The sequence below is a fragment of the Paracoccus sp. ME4 genome (genome assembly GCF_046736325.1).
Taxonomy (GTDB): Bacteria; Pseudomonadota; Alphaproteobacteria; order Rhodobacterales; family Rhodobacteraceae; genus Paracoccus.
Genome location: NZ_CP151276.1, coordinates 685,942 through 702,788, shown reverse-complemented (window position 1 = coordinate 702,788; position 16,847 = coordinate 685,942). Strand labels below are relative to the sequence as shown.

At 70.7% G+C, this 16,847-nt stretch carries 19 protein-coding genes and 1 tRNA gene; 13 read left to right on the top strand and 7 right to left on the bottom strand.

Features of this window, described 5'->3' with window-relative positions; all coding sequences use genetic code 11:
* Positions 1-85: 85 nt before the first annotated feature.
* Positions 86-1,042: an L-malyl-CoA/beta-methylmalyl-CoA lyase gene (locus AACG61_RS03570; RefSeq protein WP_411838653.1), complete on the bottom strand. Its 957-nt coding sequence runs from the start codon at positions 1,040-1,042 to the stop codon at positions 86-88.
* Between the two features lie 163 nt (positions 1,043-1,205).
* Between AACG61_RS03570 and AACG61_RS03565 the strand changes: the two genes are divergently transcribed.
* Positions 1,206-2,066, top strand: coding sequence for a D-amino-acid transaminase (locus AACG61_RS03565; RefSeq protein ID WP_411838652.1), 861 nt, complete (start codon positions 1,206-1,208; stop codon positions 2,064-2,066).
* Between the two features lie 57 nt (positions 2,067-2,123).
* Here the strand turns inward: AACG61_RS03565 and AACG61_RS03560 are convergent, their stop codons facing one another.
* Entirely contained in the window at positions 2,124-2,876 is a 753-nt protein-coding gene (locus AACG61_RS03560) for an N-formylglutamate amidohydrolase (RefSeq protein WP_411838651.1), read from the bottom strand.
* Positions 2,877-2,974: 98 nt separating this feature from the next.
* Here AACG61_RS03560 and pyk point away from each other — a divergent pair, with 98 nt between their 5' ends.
* From pyk to AACG61_RS03535, 5 genes are all read left to right on the top strand, one after another.
* Positions 2,975-4,420, top strand: coding sequence for a pyruvate kinase (pyk, locus tag AACG61_RS03555; RefSeq protein ID WP_411839456.1), 1,446 nt, complete (start codon positions 2,975-2,977; stop codon positions 4,418-4,420).
* Between the two features lie 29 nt (positions 4,421-4,449).
* The gene (locus AACG61_RS03550; RefSeq protein ID WP_411838650.1) at positions 4,450-4,674 is read left to right on the top strand and encodes a hypothetical protein; all 225 of its coding nucleotides are present in this window, start codon (positions 4,450-4,452) and stop codon (positions 4,672-4,674) included.
* A 108-nt stretch (positions 4,675-4,782) separates the two neighbouring features.
* The gene (gene rpmI, locus AACG61_RS03545) at positions 4,783-4,983 is read left to right on the top strand and encodes a 50S ribosomal protein L35 (RefSeq protein ID WP_136857472.1); all 201 of its coding nucleotides are present in this window, start codon (positions 4,783-4,785) and stop codon (positions 4,981-4,983) included.
* A gap of 14 nt (positions 4,984-4,997) precedes the next feature.
* Positions 4,998-5,357 (top strand): 50S ribosomal protein L20, encoded by a 360-nt coding sequence (gene rplT, locus AACG61_RS03540; protein ID WP_411838649.1) that lies wholly within the window; start codon positions 4,998-5,000, stop codon positions 5,355-5,357.
* Positions 5,358-5,507: 150 nt separating this feature from the next.
* Positions 5,508-5,690, top strand: a complete 183-nt coding sequence (locus AACG61_RS03535) for a CsbD family protein (RefSeq protein WP_411838648.1) — start codon at positions 5,508-5,510, stop codon at positions 5,688-5,690.
* 176 nt (positions 5,691-5,866) lie between these two features.
* On the opposite strand, the gene AACG61_RS03530 is transcribed toward AACG61_RS03535, so the two are convergent.
* Positions 5,867-6,760 carry a TIGR02186 family protein gene (locus AACG61_RS03530; RefSeq protein ID WP_411838647.1) on the bottom strand — a complete coding sequence of 298 codons (894 nt, stop codon included), beginning with the start codon at positions 6,758-6,760 and terminating at the stop codon, positions 5,867-5,869.
* Positions 6,760-7,674, bottom strand: a complete 915-nt coding sequence (locus tag AACG61_RS03525; RefSeq protein ID WP_411838646.1) for a sulfite exporter TauE/SafE family protein — start codon at positions 7,672-7,674, stop codon at positions 6,760-6,762. Before AACG61_RS03525 ends, AACG61_RS03530 begins: the two co-directional genes overlap by 1 nt.
* 172 nt (positions 7,675-7,846) lie before the next feature.
* Here AACG61_RS03525 and surE point away from each other — a divergent pair, with 172 nt between their 5' ends.
* The 3 genes from surE to AACG61_RS03510 are packed head-to-tail and all read left to right on the top strand — an operon-like array spanning position 7,847 to position 10,468.
* Positions 7,847-8,656, top strand: a complete 810-nt coding sequence (gene surE / locus AACG61_RS03520) for a 5'/3'-nucleotidase SurE (protein WP_411838645.1) — start codon at positions 7,847-7,849, stop codon at positions 8,654-8,656.
* A gap of 9 nt (positions 8,657-8,665) precedes the next feature.
* On the top strand, positions 8,666-9,310 hold the full coding sequence (locus tag AACG61_RS03515) for a protein-L-isoaspartate(D-aspartate) O-methyltransferase (RefSeq protein ID WP_411838644.1): 645 nt from the start codon (positions 8,666-8,668) through the stop codon (positions 9,308-9,310).
* Positions 9,311-9,346: 36 nt separating this feature from the next.
* Entirely contained in the window at positions 9,347-10,468 is a 1,122-nt protein-coding gene (locus tag AACG61_RS03510) for a LysM peptidoglycan-binding domain-containing protein (protein WP_411838643.1), read from the top strand.
* A 20-nt stretch (positions 10,469-10,488) separates the two neighbouring features.
* Here the strand turns inward: AACG61_RS03510 and AACG61_RS03505 are convergent, their stop codons facing one another.
* The 3 genes from AACG61_RS03505 to AACG61_RS03495 are packed head-to-tail and all read right to left on the bottom strand — an operon-like array spanning position 10,489 to position 13,573.
* Positions 10,489-11,511 carry a hypothetical protein gene (locus tag AACG61_RS03505; RefSeq protein WP_411838642.1) on the bottom strand — a complete coding sequence of 341 codons (1,023 nt, stop codon included), beginning with the start codon at positions 11,509-11,511 and terminating at the stop codon, positions 10,489-10,491.
* 20 nt (positions 11,512-11,531) lie between these two features.
* Positions 11,532-12,917, bottom strand: a complete 1,386-nt coding sequence (locus AACG61_RS03500) for a TolC family outer membrane protein (RefSeq protein WP_411838641.1) — start codon at positions 12,915-12,917, stop codon at positions 11,532-11,534.
* A gap of 2 nt (positions 12,918-12,919) precedes the next feature.
* Positions 12,920-13,573: a protein-L-isoaspartate O-methyltransferase family protein gene (locus AACG61_RS03495; RefSeq protein ID WP_411838640.1), complete on the bottom strand. Its 654-nt coding sequence runs from the start codon at positions 13,571-13,573 to the stop codon at positions 12,920-12,922.
* 138 nt (positions 13,574-13,711) lie between these two features.
* Between AACG61_RS03495 and AACG61_RS03490 the strand changes: the two genes are divergently transcribed.
* From AACG61_RS03490 to AACG61_RS03475, 4 genes are all read left to right on the top strand, one after another.
* Positions 13,712-13,785: transfer RNA gene (locus tag AACG61_RS03490), tRNA-Cys, on the top strand.
* Positions 13,786-13,812: 27 nt separating this feature from the next.
* The gene (locus AACG61_RS03485; protein WP_411838639.1) at positions 13,813-15,039 is read left to right on the top strand and encodes a 3-deoxy-D-manno-octulosonic acid transferase; all 1,227 of its coding nucleotides are present in this window, start codon (positions 13,813-13,815) and stop codon (positions 15,037-15,039) included.
* A 16-nt stretch (positions 15,040-15,055) separates the two neighbouring features.
* Entirely contained in the window at positions 15,056-15,463 is a 408-nt protein-coding gene (locus tag AACG61_RS03480; protein ID WP_411838638.1) for a DUF1178 family protein, read from the top strand.
* Positions 15,464-15,537: 74 nt separating this feature from the next.
* On the top strand, positions 15,538-16,794 hold the full coding sequence (locus AACG61_RS03475; protein WP_411838637.1) for an aspartate kinase: 1,257 nt from the start codon (positions 15,538-15,540) through the stop codon (positions 16,792-16,794).
* Positions 16,795-16,847 lie beyond the last annotated feature (53 nt).

Here is a 16,847-nt window from a genome sequence, read left to right as displayed (position 1 = left end):
GCCCCTGCGCTGTGGTGTCCCCCCAAGCTGGGGGCCGCGGGGCGCCGGGTCAACCGCCGCGGCCGGGACCGGTTGTCGCGGGCGCTCAGGCGCCGATCAGCTCGGACTGGCGCACGATGACCTCGGCCTGCTTGATCGAGGCGATGTCGACCAGCCGCCCGCGAAAGACCGTCGCCCCCGCCCCTTCGGCCTTGGCCTTCTCCATCGCGGCCAGGATGTCGCGCGCCTCCTGCACGGCGGCCTCGGAGGGCGAGAATACCTCGTTGGCCAGCGCCACCTGACTGGGATGGATCGCCCATTTACCGACCATGCCCAGGGTCGCGCTGCGCAGCGCCTGCGCGCGGAAACCCTCGGGGTCGCTGAAATCGCCGAAGGGGCCGTCCACCGGCAGCAGGCCATGCGTGCGGCAGGCCGCGACGATGGCCGCCTGCGCCCAGTGCCACGGGTCGGACCAGTGCCGCTGCCCCTCGCGCAGCATGTAATAGTTCTCCTGCGTGCCGCCGATTCCGGTCGTGGCCATGCCCATGGATGCGGCGAAATCGGCGGCGCCGAGGCTCATCGCCCTGAGGCGCGGCGAGGCGGCGGCGATTTCCTCGACATGGCTGATGCCGGCAGCGGATTCGATGATGACCTCGAAGGTGATCGGCTTCGTGCGCCCCTTCGCGCGCTCGATCGCGGTGACCAGCGCGTCCACGGCATAGATGTCGGCCGCGCAGCCGGCTTTGGGGATCATGATCTGGTCCAGCCGGTCGCCCGCCTGCTCCAGCAGGTCGACCACGTCGCGATACCAGAAGGGCGTGTCCAGCCCGTTGATGCGCACCGACAGCGTCTTGGTGCCCCAGTCCACGTCGCCGATCGCCGCGATGATGTTGGCGCGTGCCTGGTCCTTGTCGGCGGGCGCGACCGAATCCTCCAGGTCCAGGTTGATCACGTCGGCGGCGGAGGCGGCCATCTTGGGAAACAGCGCCGGGCGCGAGCCGGGACCGAACAGCTGGCAGCGGTTCAGGCGTGCGGGCGGCAGGGGTTGCTGGCGGAAGCTCATGGCAGGGTCCAGTTCGAAAAGATTTGCGTCGCAACAAGCAATAAAGTTGCGCTGCGGTTGCGGCAAGATGTTTTTCCGCAATGCGGCATCGGGCGCGGTTCTTGACGCAGCGGGGCTTTGGGCGCAGGACCGGGCCCGAACACGCGACGGCACGGAGGCAGCGATGACGCGGACGGTCTATGTGAATGGCGACTATCTTCCCGAGGATCAGGCCACGGTGTCGGTCTTCGACCGGGGGTTCCTGATGGCCGACGGCGTCTATGAGGTGGTCAGCGTCCTGGGCGGCAGGCTGATCGATTTCGACGGGCATATGGTCCGGCTGAAGCGGTCGCTGTCGGAACTGTCCATCGCCAATCCGCTGTCGGATGACGACTATCTGGCCGCGCATCGCGCGCTGGTGGCGCGGAACGCCATCACCGACGGGCTGGTCTATCTGCAGGTGACGCGGGGCAATCCCGGTGACCGGGATTTCGCCTATCCGTCCGCGGACACCGCGCCGACGGTGGTGATGTTCACCCAGGCCAAGCCCGGCCTGGCCGACGCCCCCGCGGCCCGGACCGGCTGGAGCGTGGTCAGCGTCGAGGACCTGCGGTGGGGTCGGCGCGACATCAAGACGGTGCAGCTTCTCTATCCGTCCATGGCCAAGATGGAGGCCAAGGCGCGCGGCGCGGACGACGCCTGGATGGTCGAGGACGGGCGCGTGACCGAGGGGACCTCGAACAACGCCTATATCGTCACGGGCAACACCATCGTCACGCGCGAGCTGAGCCACGACATCCTGCACGGCATCACCCGCGCGGCGGTCCTGCGCTTTGCCCGCGAGGCGCAGATGCAGGTCGAGGAGCGCAGCTTCACCATCGCCGAGGCGCAGGCGGCGGACGAGGCGTTCATCACCTCGGCCTCGGCCTTCGTGATGCCGGTCGTGTCGATCGACGGGGCGCGCGTGGGGGCGGGCACGGTCGGCCCGGTGGCCACCCGCCTGCGCGAGATCTATCTGGAGGAAAGCCTGAAGACCGCGGTCTGAGTTGCGTCCCGCGACGGCGGGGGGCCAGCCCCCCGCACCCCCCGGCGTCGCGCGGGCCTAGAGGCCGCTTTCCGCCAGCACCCGCGCGATCACGGGTGCCAGGCGTTCAGCCCAGAGCGCTTGGCCCTCGGGGCTGGCGATCAGGTCGTTCCGCACCTCGATCAGCATGTTGGGGCGGCCATGGGCCAGGCCGTGGCGGTCGATGCTGTCGCCGTCCAGATGGCCGTCATAGGGCTGGTTCTCTCCGGTGATCCAGCCCTGGTCGCGGCAGGCAGCGACCATCGCCGGCCCCAGACGCGCGTCGCGATGCGAATAGAGGATGCCCACCTGCCACGGACGCGGCGGCCGCCCGCGCAGCTGCGGCGTGAAGCTGTGGATCGCGCAGAGGCAGCGGGCCGAATGGCGCGCGGCCAGTGCCGCCAGCGCGGCGTGATAGGGCCGGTGCAGCCGGTCCAGCCGGCGTTCGCGCTCCGCCGCATCCGCGTCGCGGTTGGCCGGGATCACCGTCCCGTCATAGAGGCGCATCAGCAGGGTCGGGTCGTCCTCGCCCCGGTTCGGGTCGATCACCAGCCGCGAGAAGTCCGACAGGATCGCGGGCGCGTCCATCCGCCGCGCCAGGGCCCGCGTCAGGCCCGCGGCCCCCACGTCATAGGCGATGTGCCGCGCCATGTCGGCGGGCGCGATGCCCAGATCGCCGCCCCCCACCCAGTCCGGCACGCGGTTCGTCGCGTGATCGCAGGTGATGAGCCATCGCGAGGGCCGGTCCGCGCCCTCGATGTGGAAAGCCGTCGTGGTGCTGTCATCGGTCATGGTGCAGGCTGTCTACGACGGATGGCGGACAGACGCCAGTTGCCCCAGCGTCCCCTTTGGGGCATAGGTAGCGCTAAACCTGAGACAAGGGCGGGATGATGAGACGACATCGCAACGTGAAGATCGTGGCAACCCTGGGACCGGCATCCTCGACCAAGGAGGTCATCCGGTCGCTGTTCGATGCCGGGGCCGACGTGTTCCGCCTGAACATGAGCCATGGCAGCCATGACGACCACCGCGCCCGCTACGACACGATCCGCGAGATCGAGGCCGAGACCGGCCGTCCCATCGCCATCCTGGCCGACCTGCAGGGCCCCAAGCTGCGCGTGGGCCAGTTCCTGGCCGGCGCCCACGACCTGGAGGAGGGCGATGCGTTCCGCTTCGACCTGTCCCCCGAGCCGGGCGACAGCCACCGCGTCCAACTGCCCCATCCCGAGATCTTCGCGGCCCTGATCGAGGGGTCCGAACTGCTGGTCAATGACGGGAAGATCCGCCTGACGGTGCAACGCTGCGGCCCCGACTTCGCCGATTGCACGGTCACCGTGGGCGGCACGATCAGCGACCGCAAGGGCGTGAACGTCCCCGACGTGGTGCTGCCGCTGGCCGCGCTGTCGGAGAAGGACCGGGCGGATCTGGAATTCGCCTGCCAGCTGGGCGTCGACTGGCTGGCGCTGTCATTCGTGCAGCGCGCCGAGGACGTGGAGGAGGCCAAGGTCCTGGCCCAGGGCCGCGCCGCCGTCCTCTCCAAGATCGAGAAGCCGGCCGCCGTGCGCGCCTTCGACGAGATCCTGAAGGCCTCCGACGGCATCATGGTCGCGCGCGGCGATCTGGGGGTCGAGCTGCCGGTCCACTCCGTCCCGCCGATCCAGAAGCGCCTGGTCCGCCTGTGCCGCAGCGCGGCCAAGCCGGTGATCGTCGCGACGCAGATGCTGGAATCGATGATCGACAGCCCGATGCCCACCCGCGCCGAGGTCAGCGACGTCGCCAACGCCATCTATGAGGGCGCCGACGCCGTCATGCTCTCGGCCGAGAGCGCGGCGGGCAGCTATCCGGTCGATGCGGTGCGCACGATGGACAACGTCGCGCGCTCGGTCGAGGCGGACCCGAACTATCGCTCGATCATCGAGGCGGCGCGCAAGGCCAGCCTGTCCTCGGTCCCCGACGCCATCGTGACCGCCGCCCGCGAGATCGCCGAGACGACCGACGTGGCCGCGATCTGCGCCTTCACGCAATCGGGCAAGACCGTCAGCCTGGTCGCCCGCGAACGCCCCCGCGTCCCCATCCTGGCGCTGAGCCCGATCGAGGCCGTGACGCGGCGCATGGTGCTGACCTGGGGCACGCATTGCGTGATCACGCCCCGCCTGTCGCGCTTCAAGGAGGCGGTCGTGAACGGCACCCGCGCGGCGCGCGAATACGGATTCGCGGACGAATCGCGCAAGGTCGTGGTGATGGCCGGGGTGCCCTTCAACGTGCCCGGCACCACCAACATCCTGCGCATCGCGCCCTGCGATGACCGCTTGATCTTCGCCACCGACCCGGAATAACGCTGAAGGCTGAAAACCTGGGGGTGGCGATGTCCGATCTTCTTCTGCTGGCGGGGCTTGCGCTCTGCGTGCTCTCCGTGGTGCTGGCGGTGGTCCAGCTGCTGCAGACGCAGCCGCCGCGCGCGGCCGTGCTGGCCCTGCTGGGCGGCATCGTGCTGATCTTTGCGGGGGCCCATCTGGACCCCGCCCCCTTCGGCGTCGACACCATCCCGGCCGCGCTGCGCGGCGCGACGGGGATGCAGACCGCGCCCTGACCCCTTGCCATGAGGCGCGCGCCTGTGTATGGCGACGCTTCCGTTCCCGCGCGGCCGGCCGACATGGCATTGCCGAGCCGCGCGTTCACTCTGATGAAGGAGATGAAAATGCCGAAGATGAAGACCAAATCCGCTGCCAAGAAGCGGTTCTCGTTCACGGCCTCGGGCAAGGTGAAAGCCGGCCAGGCCGGCAAGCGCCACGGCATGATCAAGCGCACGACGAAGTTCATTCGCGACGCGCGCGGCACCACCGTCCTGTGCGACGCGGATGCCAAGATCGTCAAGAAATACATGCCCTACAACCGCTGATCGAGGACTGAACAATGGCACGAGTCAAATCCGGCAAGGTCACCCACGCCCGCCACAAGAAGGTCCTGGATCAAGCCAAGGGCTATTACGGCGCCCGTTCGCGGAACTTCCGCACCGCCACCCAGGCCGTCGACAAGGCGAACCAGTACGCCACCCGCGACCGCAAGACCCGCAAGCGCAACTTCCGCGCCCTGTGGATCCAGCGCATCAACGCCGCCGTCCGTCTGGTCGACGCCGAGATGACCTATTCGCGCTTCATCAACCTGCTGTCGAAGGCCGGCATCGAGGTTGACCGCAAGGTCCTGGCCGACCTGGCCGTGAACGAGCCCGACGCCTTCGGCGCGATCGTGGCCCAGGCCAAGGCTGCCGCCTGATCATCCCTGCCGGGCCGCGTCGCGCGGTCCGTCCGGAAGGCAAGGGAAGGCCCGCACCCGCGATGACGGGGGCGGGCCTTTCGCATGGGAACCTTTCGCGTACGACGGATGTTGGTCCGACATCACCACTGCAACGAAGGAGTGTCCCCCATGGGCGAGATGACCGACAAGGCCAAGGCTGCCGGAAACAAGCTGGCGGGCAGCATCAAGGAAGGCGTCGGCAAGATGACCGACAACGAGCGCCTCGAGGCCGAGGGCAAGGCCCAGCAGGCCAAGGGCACGGCCCAGAACGTGTCGGGCACCATCAAAGGCAAGATGGGCAACGACATCTGATCACGCCTCGCCATCCGCGGTCCGGATGGCGCGCGATCGTGATCATCGCTCCGGAGGGTCCTCGTGCAACCGCACGGGGACCCTTTCTTCTGAGGTGCGGTCCGCCGCCCTGCCGCGCGACGCCGGGGGGTCCGGGGGGCTGGCCCCCCGGCCCGTCGCGGGACGCAGATGGCGCCTCAGGCCCGGCGCAGCTTGCGGAAGGCGGCCGAGGCGCCCCAGCCCGCCGCCACCGCCACCGCCAGCGACATCAGCCCGTAGAGCAGCGGCTGATCGAAGGCCAGCCGATAGAGCCAGCGTTCCAGACCGACTTTGCGCACCTGGATCGCCGCGCCATAGGCGTCCATGACCGCCCCCTCGCGCAGCAGGAAGATCCGCGCCCGGTAATCCCCCTCGACCAGGTTGGCGGGCAGGCGGATGTCGGTGCGGAACAGCGTATCCTCGACCAAGGTCACCGATCCCTCCTCCAGCCGGTAATGGCCGTTCTGCTGACGCAGACGGATCAGCGCCTCGGTATAGGGGCGGGCGTCGTCGACCTCCTGCGCGCCGCCGAAGGCCCGCAGCACCAGCGGCAGCGAGATCCGATAGCGGTTGTCCCAGTCCGGCGACAGGATCTGGGCCAGGGGCCGGGTCGTCGCCACCGCATAGAAGCTGGGCGCAGCGCCCACATCGACCCGCTCGGTGTTCACCCAGATCCCGAATCGGCGCGCCCTCTGCCAGATGGTCAGGGGCTGGGAGGGGGCCTCGATGGTCACGATCACGTCCAGCGGCCCGTTCGGGATCGGCGTCTCGCGCCGCACCGCGCCATAGATCAGGATGTCCGACCCGTCGAAGCTGGTGGTGATCGCCACCGCGCTGTTCGACAGGCCCGCCACGACCTGCTCTACCGGGGCTTCGGCCGCATCGGGGGCGGTGGGCAGACCCGGATCGGGAAACAGCGGCCAGCTCTCGGGCGCGGGAACGGGCGGGATCAGCCCGGCCTCGGGCGCGGCAGGCATGGTCGATCCGGCCCCCTGCCCCATCAGCGCGGCGGGCGTCAGCGACAGGATCAGCCCCAGGATCAGCGCGCGCATCACGCCCCCCGCGAGGTGATGACGAACAGGTCGTCCGGCCGCAGGAACAGATCCAGCGCCAGCTTGCCGCAGACCGCCAGCACCAGGAGCGCCAGGAGGATGCGCAGCTGTTCGGCCCGCAGCCTGGCGCCGAGGGTCGTCCCGACCTGCGCGCCGATCACGCCCCCCAGGATCAGCAGCACCGCCAGCATCACGTCCACGGTGTTGTAGTTCACCGCATGCATCAGCGTGGTGAAGGCGGTGACGAAGGTGATCTGGAACAGCGACGTGCCCACCACGACCTTGGTCGGCATGCCCAGCAGATAGATCATCGCGGGTACCATGATGAAGCCGCCCCCGACCCCCATGATCGCCGCCAGCACCCCCACCGCGACCCCCACGATCAGGGGCGGGATGACGCTGATGTAGAGGCCTGAGGCCCGGAACTTGACCTTCAGCGGCCAGCGATGGACCCACATGTGCTGATGCAGGCGCCGCCGCCCGGCGGGCTGACGGGCGCGCAGCAGGGCGCGCAGGCTCTCCTGCAGCATCATCGCGCCGATCAGGCCCAGGAAGACGACATAGCACAGCTGGACGACCAGCTCGACCTGGCCCAGCCTCTGCAGGATGTTGAAGACCAGGACCCCCAGCCCGGAGCCGACCATCCCCCCGGCCAGCAGCACGCCCCCCATGCGGAAATCGACGGTCTTGCGCTTCATGTGGGCCAGCACGCCGGACACCGACGACGCGACCACCTGGTTCGCCCCGGTAGCAACCGCGATGGCCGGGGGGATGCCGATGAAGAACAGCAGCGGCGTGATCAGGAATCCCCCGCCCACGCCGAACAGGCCCGACATGACGCCGACCAGCCCGCCAAGCCCCATCAGGGTGAAGGCATTGACCGAGACCTCGGCGATGGGAAGATAGATCTGCATCGCATCCCGGCCCGTTGCGCACCCCCTCACGATGCATCGGGTCGCGGCCAAGGTCAAACCGCTTCCGCCCCTGCGGCACAGGAACGGGTTGAAGCAGAAAGCCGCCGCCGCTAAGCAGATCGGGTCACATCCGCGTGCGCAGGGGGCGCGGGCTACCGGCACAGGGGACAGGATGCGCATTCTCATCACCAATGACGACGGCATCAACGCACCGGGCCTCGAGGTGCTGCACCAGATCGCGACCGAGCTGGCCGGTCCCCATGGCGAGGTCTGGACCGTCGCCCCCGCCTTCGAGCAGTCGGGCGTGGGCCATTGCATCAGCTATACCCACCCCACCATGGTCGCGCGCCTGTCCGAGCGCCGCTACGCCGCCGAGGGCAGCCCGGCCGATTGCGTGCTGGCGGCCCTGGGGGACATCCTGAAGGTCGCGCCCGACCTGGTCCTGTCCGGCGTGAACCGCGGCAACAACGCCGGCGAGAACGCGATGTATTCCGGCACGATCGGCGGCGCGATGGAGGCCGCGCTGCAGGGCCTGCCCGCCATTGCCCTGTCGCAGTATCTGGGGCCGCGCACCGCCGATCTGGCCGACCCGTTCGAGGGCGCGCGCCGTCACGGCGCCGCCGTGATCCGCCGCCTGTTGGATCACGGCGACTGGAGCGCGGACGCCGACTTCCGACTGTTCTACAACGTGAACTTTCCGCCTGTGCCCGCCGCCGAGGTGCGCGGGCTGCGCGTCGTGCCGCAGGGCCAGCGGCAGGGGTCGCGCTTTGCCGCGGTGCCCTACAGCGCGCCGAACGGGCGGCGCTTCATGTGGATCGCCGGCGGCTCGCAGCAGGCCCCGGCGCGCGACGGGACCGACGTGGCGGCGACCATGGAGGGGTTCGTGTCGGTCACGCCGATGCGGGCCGACCTGACCTGCCACGCGTCGCTGCGCCGGCTGGCCGCGGTCCTGGACGATCCGCTGCCCCAGGCCGCCGAGTGAGCGCGGCACATGAGCGGGGATGACGCCGAACGCAAGATGCGCTTCGTCTATCAGCTGCGCACGCGCGGCGTGACCGACCCGCGCGTGCTGGCCGTGATGGAGGGGATCGACCGCGGCCTTTTCGTGCGCGGCCAGTTCGCCGATCGCGCCTATGAGGACACCCCCCTGCCGATCCCCTGCGGGCAGACGATCAGCCAGCCCTCGGTCGTGGGGCTGATGACGCAGGCGCTGGAGGTCGGGCCGCGCGACACGGTGCTGGAGGTCGGCACGGGTTCGGGCTATCAGGCGGCGGTCCTGTCGGGGCTGTGCCGGCGCGTCTATACCGTCGACCGCCACCGCCGGCTGGTCCAGGAGGCCGAGGCGATTTTCCGCGATCTGGGGCTCTACAACATCATCGCCCAGGTCGCCGACGGCTCGCGCGGGCTGCCCGATCAGGCGCCCTTCGATCGCATCCTGGTGACCGCCGCGGCCGAGGACCCGCCCGGACCGCTGTTGGCACAGCTGAAGATCGGCGGTATCATGGTCGTGCCGGTCGGACAGTCCGACGCGGTCCAGACCCTGATCCGCGTGACGCGGACCCAGGGCGGTTTCGACTACGACGAGCTGCGGCAGGTGCGGTTCGTTCCGCTGGTCGAGGGGTTGGGTCAGACATGACCCCCGGCCACCAGAAGGCAGGCTGAGGACAAGACCATGAGCAGACATGATTTTCGCGCAGGATGCGCGGTGCTGGCCCTGCTGGGGCTGACGGCCTGCGGGGCCGACGGAACCTTCGACCCCGACCTGCGGGGGCTGATGGGCGGCATGGACACCGCGGGCGCGGCCGCCGCCGCCTCGCCCCGCCCCGCCCCGGACGCGCGCGGCGTGATCAGCTTTGCCAACGGCCAGGCCGCGGTCGCCCAGGCCGGAGAGACCCCGGCCGCCATCGCCGCACGCCTTGGCCTGCCCGCTGCGGAACTGGCGGCGCACAACGCCCTTCCGCCCGATGCGCCCCTGCAGGCCGGCGCGGTGCTGGTCCTGCCGCGCGGTGTCGGCGGTGCGGCGCCCGCCACTGGCGGGACCGCTGCGCCGACGGTGGTGACCGATCCCTTTGCCGGGCAGACCGCCGCCGCGGCGCCTGCATCGACGCCGACCGAAGGCGCCCCCGCCAATCCCCGCGAACACGTGGTCGCCGCCGGAGAGACGGCCTGGGCGGTCGCCCGGCGCTACGGCGTCAGCGTGCAGGACCTGGCCAGCTGGAACGGCCTGCCCGCCGACATGAGCCTGCGCACCGGTCAGCGGCTGATCGTCCCGCAGGCGGGCGCGCGGCCCGACACGCTGGCCGTCACCGCGCCCGGCAGCGGCAGCCCGACGCCGCCGCCCCCCTCGGCCGCCCAGCCCCTGCCCGACGAGGATACGCCCACCGCCGACACGCCGACGCCGGAGGTCGCCAGCACCGATCTGGGCGCCACGCGCACGGCGGCATCCACCGGGGGACAGTTCCGCATGCCCGTCGACGGCGCGATCATCCGTGTCTATGAGAAGGGGCGCAACGACGGCATCGACATCGCGGCCCAAGGCGGGGCAAGCGTCGCGGCGGCGGGCGGCGGAGAGGTCGCGGCCATCACCCGCGACAGCGCCGGAACGCCCATCGTCGTGCTGCGCCATGACGGCGGCCTGATGAGCGTCTATGCAAACATGGGCGATGTCGCCGTGGCCAAGGGCGACCGGGTCGACGCGGGCGAGGCCCTGGGCACCGCCGGTCAGGCCGGCTTCGTGCATTTCGAGATCCGTCGCGGCTTCGAGAGCCTGGACCCCGAACCGCTTCTGAACTGAGGCGGTCCGGGGGGCGAGCGTCACAGATGCGTCAGCCGGTCGTCCAGCGCGGCCGCGACCTCGCGGCGCACGACCGCGCGCAGGTTGCCCGAGAATCGGGCGCCCATCTCTCCCTCCAGCTCCTCGCGGATCATCTCCTTCAGGCGCGCGCGCATCGCCGCGTCGTCCATGATCTGATCGACGGTCTGGGTGACGATCTGCGCCACGGGAACCTCGGGAACCGCGGGTGGCACCGGCGCCGGGGCGGCCTGGAGCTCGACCGGATGCGGTGCGGTCAGGGCGGGCGCGACCGAGGTCGGCGCTTCGGACATGGTCGGCGGCATCAGCCGCCACATCAGCCAGTCGCCCCAGGCCGACAGCAGTCGCATCATTCGCGACCGCCGACGGGGCAGCGCAGGCGGGACCTCCGCCTCGACGAAAGGCGAGGCGACGAGTTCGGGCGCGGCCTCGGCGATCAGATCGGGCAGCGGCTCGGCCAGGGGCTGCGTCAGGGCAACCACGCCCTGCCCCGCCGCGGCGCGGCGGACGCGGGGCCGCGGCGCATCCTCCACAACGGCCGCACGGCGCGCATGGGGCCGCAGTTCGATGACCGAGGCGGTCGTGCCGGACAGGATCGCGCGCGGCGACGCATCCTGGCACAGCCGCTGCAGCATGGCATGGGCGTCGGGCTGAACATCGGCGCGGCTGTCCACCATCTGGCGGATATAGCGCATCTGCGCCCGGATCTGCGCGATCTCCTGCGCGGCCTGGCCCAGGGGCTGATCGTCGATCAGCATCGGCGGGGCCGCGGGCGCAGTCGCTGCGGGCTTCGGCGCGCGCTTCCGGGGGGCGGCATCGGATGCCACGGCGGCCTTGGCGCGGCTGCGGCCCGCAGGCTTCGGGGGCGCGGGCTCCGCCGGTTTGGCGGCCTTGGCGCGGCGCGGGGCGGCGGGTTTCGCGACCGCCTCGGCCGCGGGTTTCGCGGCGCGGCTGCGGCGGGGCTTTGCGGCCTCGACGACCGTCGTATCGGTGTCGGTGGCGGGGGTGCGGCGCGCCTTAGCCATGGCGCACCGCCGATGCCGGATCAGTTCCGGCCGATAGCGCGCAGGACGCGGTCGAGGCTCTCGCCCTGCTTGCTGGTTGCGGGCGCATCGCGGACCGCATTGTAATATTGCGATGGGTCATAGGTGGGTATCCCCAGTTGCAGGTTTTCTACCGTCAACAGACCCATAGCAGCCAGAAGTTGATAATGAGCTAACTGGAGATTCGATTCGGCCGAGATCCGGTCGGCCCGCGCCTCGAGCAGCGACTGTTCGGCATCCAGCACGTCCAGCGTCGTCCGCGCGCCCAGCAGGGCCTCCTCGCGCACGCCGTCATAGGCCTGCTGCGCAGCCGAGATCTGCTGGTCGATCGCGGTGATCTGGGCGCGGGCGACCGCGATGTTGGCCCAGGTCTCTCCGACCTGCTGGCTGATCTGGCGCGAGACGTTCAGAAGTCCCGCCCGCGCCTGATCGCGCCGCGCCATCGCCTGACGATGCGCGGCCGACAGACGCCCGCCGGAATAGAGCGTCTGGCTCAGCTCCAGCCCCACCGAGGAGGAGTTGCGGCTGCCGTATTCGCCGCCCAGCTGCGCCTGCGGGCTGCGCGTCACGCCGATGCCCGCGGTGGCCGACAGGGTCGGGTTGCGTTCGGCGGCGGCGGCGGCCACGGCGATCTCGGCCGCGGCGGCCTGGCGCTGCGCCTGGCCGATGGCGGGGTGGCTGCGCTGCGCGATCAGCCGCGCCTCGTCCAGGGTGGCGGGCAGGCTGGGCAGCCGCGGCGGCGCGTCCAGACGGCCGGGCTGGCGGCCGGTCACGGCCAGATAGGTCTCGCGCGCGACCTCCAGCTGACCGTTCGCGGCGGCCAGCGCGGCCCGCGTCGCGGCCAGCTGCGCATCGGCCAGGGCCACGTCGGTCACGGTGATCTCGCCCACGTCGAAGCGGTCCTGGGCGGCCTGACGCTCGCTGCTGAGCACCTCGACCGAGTTCTGCTGCAGGCCGACCTGCTGGATCGCCTCGCGCACGTCGAAATAGGCGACCGTCGCGGCCAGCAGAATGTCCTGTTCGACCCCGACCAGCGCCTGACGCGTGGCCAGGACCTGCTCCTTGGCGCCGTCGATGGCCAGCTGCGAGCGGCCGAAGTCGTAGAGCGTCAGCTGCGCCCCGAGCGACAGCGAGGTCGAGCGGACCGTGGTGCTGCCCTCGTCGCGCGACGCGCTCTGGCGGGCGACCCATTCGACGACCGGGCGCAGGGCCGCGACGGCGGCCGCGACATCCTCGTCGGCGGCGCGCAGCACGGCGCGGTTCTGCTCGATCAGCGCGGAATGGCGATAGGCGGCGACCATCGTGTCGGCCAGCGATTCGGCCCGTGCGGGCAGGGCCGCCAGGGCCAGCCCCGGCACCAGGATCGCCGCCGCGAGGCGCGCCCGCACCCTCACAGCGTGAACCCGCGCTGGCGTTCGAAGCCCGGCAGCATGGGCGCGCGCGCGTTGAAGGCATAGCGCCAGCCGATGACCCCGCCCTTGCGCGTGCCGATGCGGGCGACGCCCAGGGCGCCCTCGGTGAACAGGGCCGCGATGCGGCCGCCCTCGCGCAGCTGATCGACGATGGCGGCGGGGATCTCCTCGACCGCGCCCTCGACCAGGATGACGTCATAGGGGCCCTGCTTGGGGGCGCCCTCGGTCAGCTCGGCGCGCAGGACGGCGACGTTGAAGATGCCGGCCTCGGACAGGCGCGTCTCCGCCTCGGCGGCCAGCTCGGCGTCGGATTCGATCGCGACGACCGCCTCGGCCATGCGCGCGACGACGGCGGCCGAATAGCCCAGCCCGCAGGCCAGATCCAGGACCAGTTCGTCGGGCTGGATGTCCAGCGCGTCGACCAGCTTGGCCAGCGTCCGCGGCTCCAGCAGCACCCGGCCGCGGCCGATGTCCAGGTTCTCGCCGGTATAGGCGACGGCGCGGCGGCTGGCGGGCACGAAATCCTCGCGCGGGATGGTCAGCATCGCCTCGATCACCGGGAACTTGGTGACGTCGGCGGGGCGCACCTGCGTGTCCACCATCATCGTGCGGCGCGCGGCGAAATCGCTCATCTGGGGGAACCTCTGCTTGGGCTGTTTGGGCGACTATTGCCATGTTTTCCCATACGGAGCAACGCCGGACATCGGCGCGGGCGATCGCGTCTTGCAAGGGTCGCGGCAATCCGCTAGGACACGGCCACTCTCGACGGCGGCGGGTTGGCGGAGAGGTTACGCACCGGATTGCAAATCCGTGAAGACCGGTTCGATTCCGGTACCCGCCTCCACCGACTTTCCGCGAGGGACCAATTCCCATGCTCTATGACGCCACGACCCGCATCGCCGAGGCCGCTTTGTGCCTGCGCGCGCGGTTGGGCGGATCGGCGGCGCTGCGCGAGCGGCTGGTCTGCGGGGCGCGGCCCGGCCCGGCCGCGATCTGGGTCCATGCCGCATCGGTCGGAGAGCTGACCTCGGCGCGCACCGTCATCACCGCGCTGGCCGCGCGCCACGACCTGCTGGTCACCACCAACAGCGAGACCGGGCGCGCGCTGGCGCAGGGCTGGGGCCTGGCCGCACGGCTGGCGCCGCTGGACCTGCCTGGCGCGCTGGCGCGGTTCCTGGACGCGGCCCGCCCGCGCCTGGCCGTCACGGTCGAGGGCGAGTTCTGGCCGCTGCGCTCGCGCCTGCTGGCGCGGCGGGGCGTGCCTCAGGCGATGATCGGGGCGCGCATGTCGGAACGCTCGGCCGCGACCTGGGGGCGGTTCCCGCGCATCATCGGCCCGATGCTGGACCGCATCGCGGCGCTGTCGGCCCAGGATCAGGCCAGCGAGGCGCGGCTTCTGGGGCTGGGCCTCAGGGCCGGGGCGGTGCTGCCGCGCCTTGACCTGAAGCTGCTTGCCCCGGCCGCCCTGCCCGCCCCGCAAGGGGATGCGGGCCGCGACCGCACCCTTCTGGCCGCCTCGACCCATGAGGGCGAGGACGCGCAGGTCTTGGACGGCTTTGCCGAACTCCGCGCCGCGCGGCCCGACCTGCGGCTGATCCTGGCGCCGCGCCATCCCGACCGGGGCGACGCCGTGGCCGCGCTGATCGCCGCGCGCGGCCTGCCCCTGGCGCGGCGCAGCGCGGGTGCCGCGGACGTGGCCCCCGGCGGCGTGCTGCTGGCCGACACGTTGGGAGAGATGGCGCGCTGGTACGATCGCGCCGGCATCTGCGTCATCGGCGGCAGCCTGGTCGATCACGGCGGCCACACCCCCTGGGAGCCCGCCGCCCATGGCTGCGCGCTGATCCACGGCCCGCATGTCGGCAATTTCGTCGAGCCCTTCGCGATGCTGGAGGCGCATGGCGCGGCGCGCGAGGCGGGCGATCTGGCCGCGACCCTGGCCCGGCTGGTCGATGCACCCGCGGAGGCCCGCGCCATGGGCCGCGCCGCGCGCGCCCTGCTGGAGGCGCGGGCGGGCGATCCGGAACCGCTGATCGCGCGGCTGGAGGCGCTGGCGGACGGGCTTGCAAGCGCGCGCGGCCGACCCGATATCCCAAGGTGATGACGGGAGCGTTCCGATGATCCGCTATGCCTTGCGCTGCGAGAAGGGCCATGACTTCGACGGCTGGTTCCGGTCCTCGGACGGGTTCGAGGCGATGCGCGACGCGGGTCAGGTCAGCTGCGCGACCTGCGGATCGGCGCGGGTCGACCGCGCGCTGATGGCACCGGCCGTCGCCGAGAAGCAGTCGCTGCGCGAGGCGCGCAACCCTGCCGAGGCCGCGCTGGAGGCGCTGCGCGAGCAGGTCGAGCGGAACTCCGATTACGTCGGCCTCAGCTTTGCCGAGGAGGCCCGCGCCATGCACGAGGGCCAGCGCCCGGCCCGCGCGATCCATGGCGAGGCCCGCCCCGAGGACGCCCGCAAGCTGATCGAGGACGGCGTGCCGGTGGCCCCCCTGCCCTTCCTGCCGCGGCGGCGCGCGAACTGATCGCGCCCCTTGCGGTTTGCCGCACCCACCCCTAAAAGCCCCGCCGACGCACATCCTTAGGCTGGAGGCCCGTGATGCCGCTTCTGGTAATGAAATTCGGCGGCACCTCGGTGGCCGATCTGGACCGGATCAAGAACGCCGCCCGCAAGGTGCAGCGCGAGGTGGAACGGGGCTATGACGTCATCGTCATCGTCAGCGCCATGTCGGGCAAGACCAACGAACTGGTGGGCTGGGTCGAGCAGACCTCGCCGCTGTTCGACGCGCGCGAATATGACGCGGTGGTCAGTTCCGGAGAGAACGTGACCGCGGGCCTGATGGCCCTGACCCTGCAGGAGATGGGCGTGCCCGCGCGCAGCTGGCAGGGCTGGCAGGTGCCGATCAACACGACCGCCGCCTATTCGGCCGCGCGTTTCGTGGACATCCCCCGCAGGAACCTGGACCAGAAGTTTGCCGAAGGCTTCAAGGTCGCAGTGGTCGCGGGCTTTCAGGGCGTCTCGCCCGAGGGGCGCGTGACGACGCTTGGACGCGGCGGGTCGGATACGACCGCGGTGGCCTTTGCCGCGGCCTTCGGGGCGGAGCGCTGCGACATCTATACCGACGTGGACGGGGTCTACACGACCGATCCGCGCATCACCTCCAAGGCGCGCAAGCTGCCGCGCATCGCCTTCGAGGAGATGCTGGAGCTGGCCTCGCTCGGCGCCAAGGTGCTGCAGACCCGCTCGGTCGAGCTGGCGATGCGCTACAAGGTGCGGCTGCGGGTGCTGTCCTCCTTCGAGGATACCGACGAAAATTCCGGCACGCTGATCTGCGATGAGGATGAAATCATGGAATCGAAAGTCGTCAACGGCGTCGCCTCTTCGCGCGACGAGGCCAAGATCACCCTGGTGACGGTCGAGGACCGGCCCGGCATCTCGGCCGCGATCTTCGCGCCTCTGGCCGAGGCCGGCGTGAACGTCGACATGATCGTGCAGAACATCTCGGAAAAGGATTACGACGACCATCCGGGGTCGGTGACCGACATGACCTTCTCGGTGCCGATCAACCAGGTCGAGCGCGCCAAGCGCGCGATGGAGGAGGCCCGCCAGGCCGGAACCATCGCCTATGACGAGCTTGTCGTGGATACCGAGGTCGCCAAGGTCAGCGTCGTCGGCATCGGCATGCGCAGCCATGCGGGGGTCGCTGCGCGCATGTTCAAGGCGCTGGCCGACGAAAACGTCAACATCAAGGTGATCTCCACCTCCGAGATCAAGATTTCGGTGCTGATCGACCGGAAATACATGGAACTGGCCGTGCAGGCGCTGCATGATGCCTTCGAGCTGGACAAGGCGTAAGCCATCCGGTCCGGCCCCGGTGCCGGGGCCAAGACGCAGGCGGAAGGCGGGCA

Bases quoted from the DNA above. Each gene is read 5' to 3' on its own strand.
- AACG61_RS03570 (WP_411838653.1), bottom strand. From the start codon at position 1,042: ATGAGCTTCCGCCAGCAACCCCTGCCGCCCGCACGCCTGAACCGCTGC.
- AACG61_RS03565 (WP_411838652.1), top strand. From the start codon at position 1,206: ATGACGCGGACGGTCTATGTGAATGGCGACTATCTTCCCGAGGATCAG.
- AACG61_RS03560 (WP_411838651.1), bottom strand. From the start codon at position 2,876: ATGACCGATGACAGCACCACGACGGCTTTCCACATCGAGGGCGCGGAC.
- pyk (WP_411839456.1), top strand. From the start codon at position 2,975: ATGAGACGACATCGCAACGTGAAGATCGTGGCAACCCTGGGACCGGCA.
- AACG61_RS03550 (WP_411838650.1), top strand. From the start codon at position 4,450: ATGTCCGATCTTCTTCTGCTGGCGGGGCTTGCGCTCTGCGTGCTCTCC.
- rpmI (WP_136857472.1), top strand. From the start codon at position 4,783: ATGCCGAAGATGAAGACCAAATCCGCTGCCAAGAAGCGGTTCTCGTTC.
- rplT (WP_411838649.1), top strand. From the start codon at position 4,998: ATGGCACGAGTCAAATCCGGCAAGGTCACCCACGCCCGCCACAAGAAG.
- AACG61_RS03535 (WP_411838648.1), top strand. From the start codon at position 5,508: ATGGGCGAGATGACCGACAAGGCCAAGGCTGCCGGAAACAAGCTGGCG.
- AACG61_RS03530 (WP_411838647.1), bottom strand. From the start codon at position 6,760: ATGCGCGCGCTGATCCTGGGGCTGATCCTGTCGCTGACGCCCGCCGCG.
- AACG61_RS03525 (WP_411838646.1), bottom strand. From the start codon at position 7,674: ATGCAGATCTATCTTCCCATCGCCGAGGTCTCGGTCAATGCCTTCACC.
- surE (WP_411838645.1), top strand. From the start codon at position 7,847: ATGCGCATTCTCATCACCAATGACGACGGCATCAACGCACCGGGCCTC.
- AACG61_RS03515 (WP_411838644.1), top strand. From the start codon at position 8,666: ATGAGCGGGGATGACGCCGAACGCAAGATGCGCTTCGTCTATCAGCTG.
- AACG61_RS03510 (WP_411838643.1), top strand. From the start codon at position 9,347: ATGAGCAGACATGATTTTCGCGCAGGATGCGCGGTGCTGGCCCTGCTG.
- AACG61_RS03505 (WP_411838642.1), bottom strand. From the start codon at position 11,511: ATGGCTAAGGCGCGCCGCACCCCCGCCACCGACACCGATACGACGGTC.
- AACG61_RS03495 (WP_411838640.1), bottom strand. From the start codon at position 13,573: ATGAGCGATTTCGCCGCGCGCCGCACGATGATGGTGGACACGCAGGTG.
- AACG61_RS03485 (WP_411838639.1), top strand. From the start codon at position 13,813: ATGCTCTATGACGCCACGACCCGCATCGCCGAGGCCGCTTTGTGCCTG.
- AACG61_RS03480 (WP_411838638.1), top strand. From the start codon at position 15,056: ATGATCCGCTATGCCTTGCGCTGCGAGAAGGGCCATGACTTCGACGGC.
- AACG61_RS03475 (WP_411838637.1), top strand. From the start codon at position 15,538: ATGCCGCTTCTGGTAATGAAATTCGGCGGCACCTCGGTGGCCGATCTG.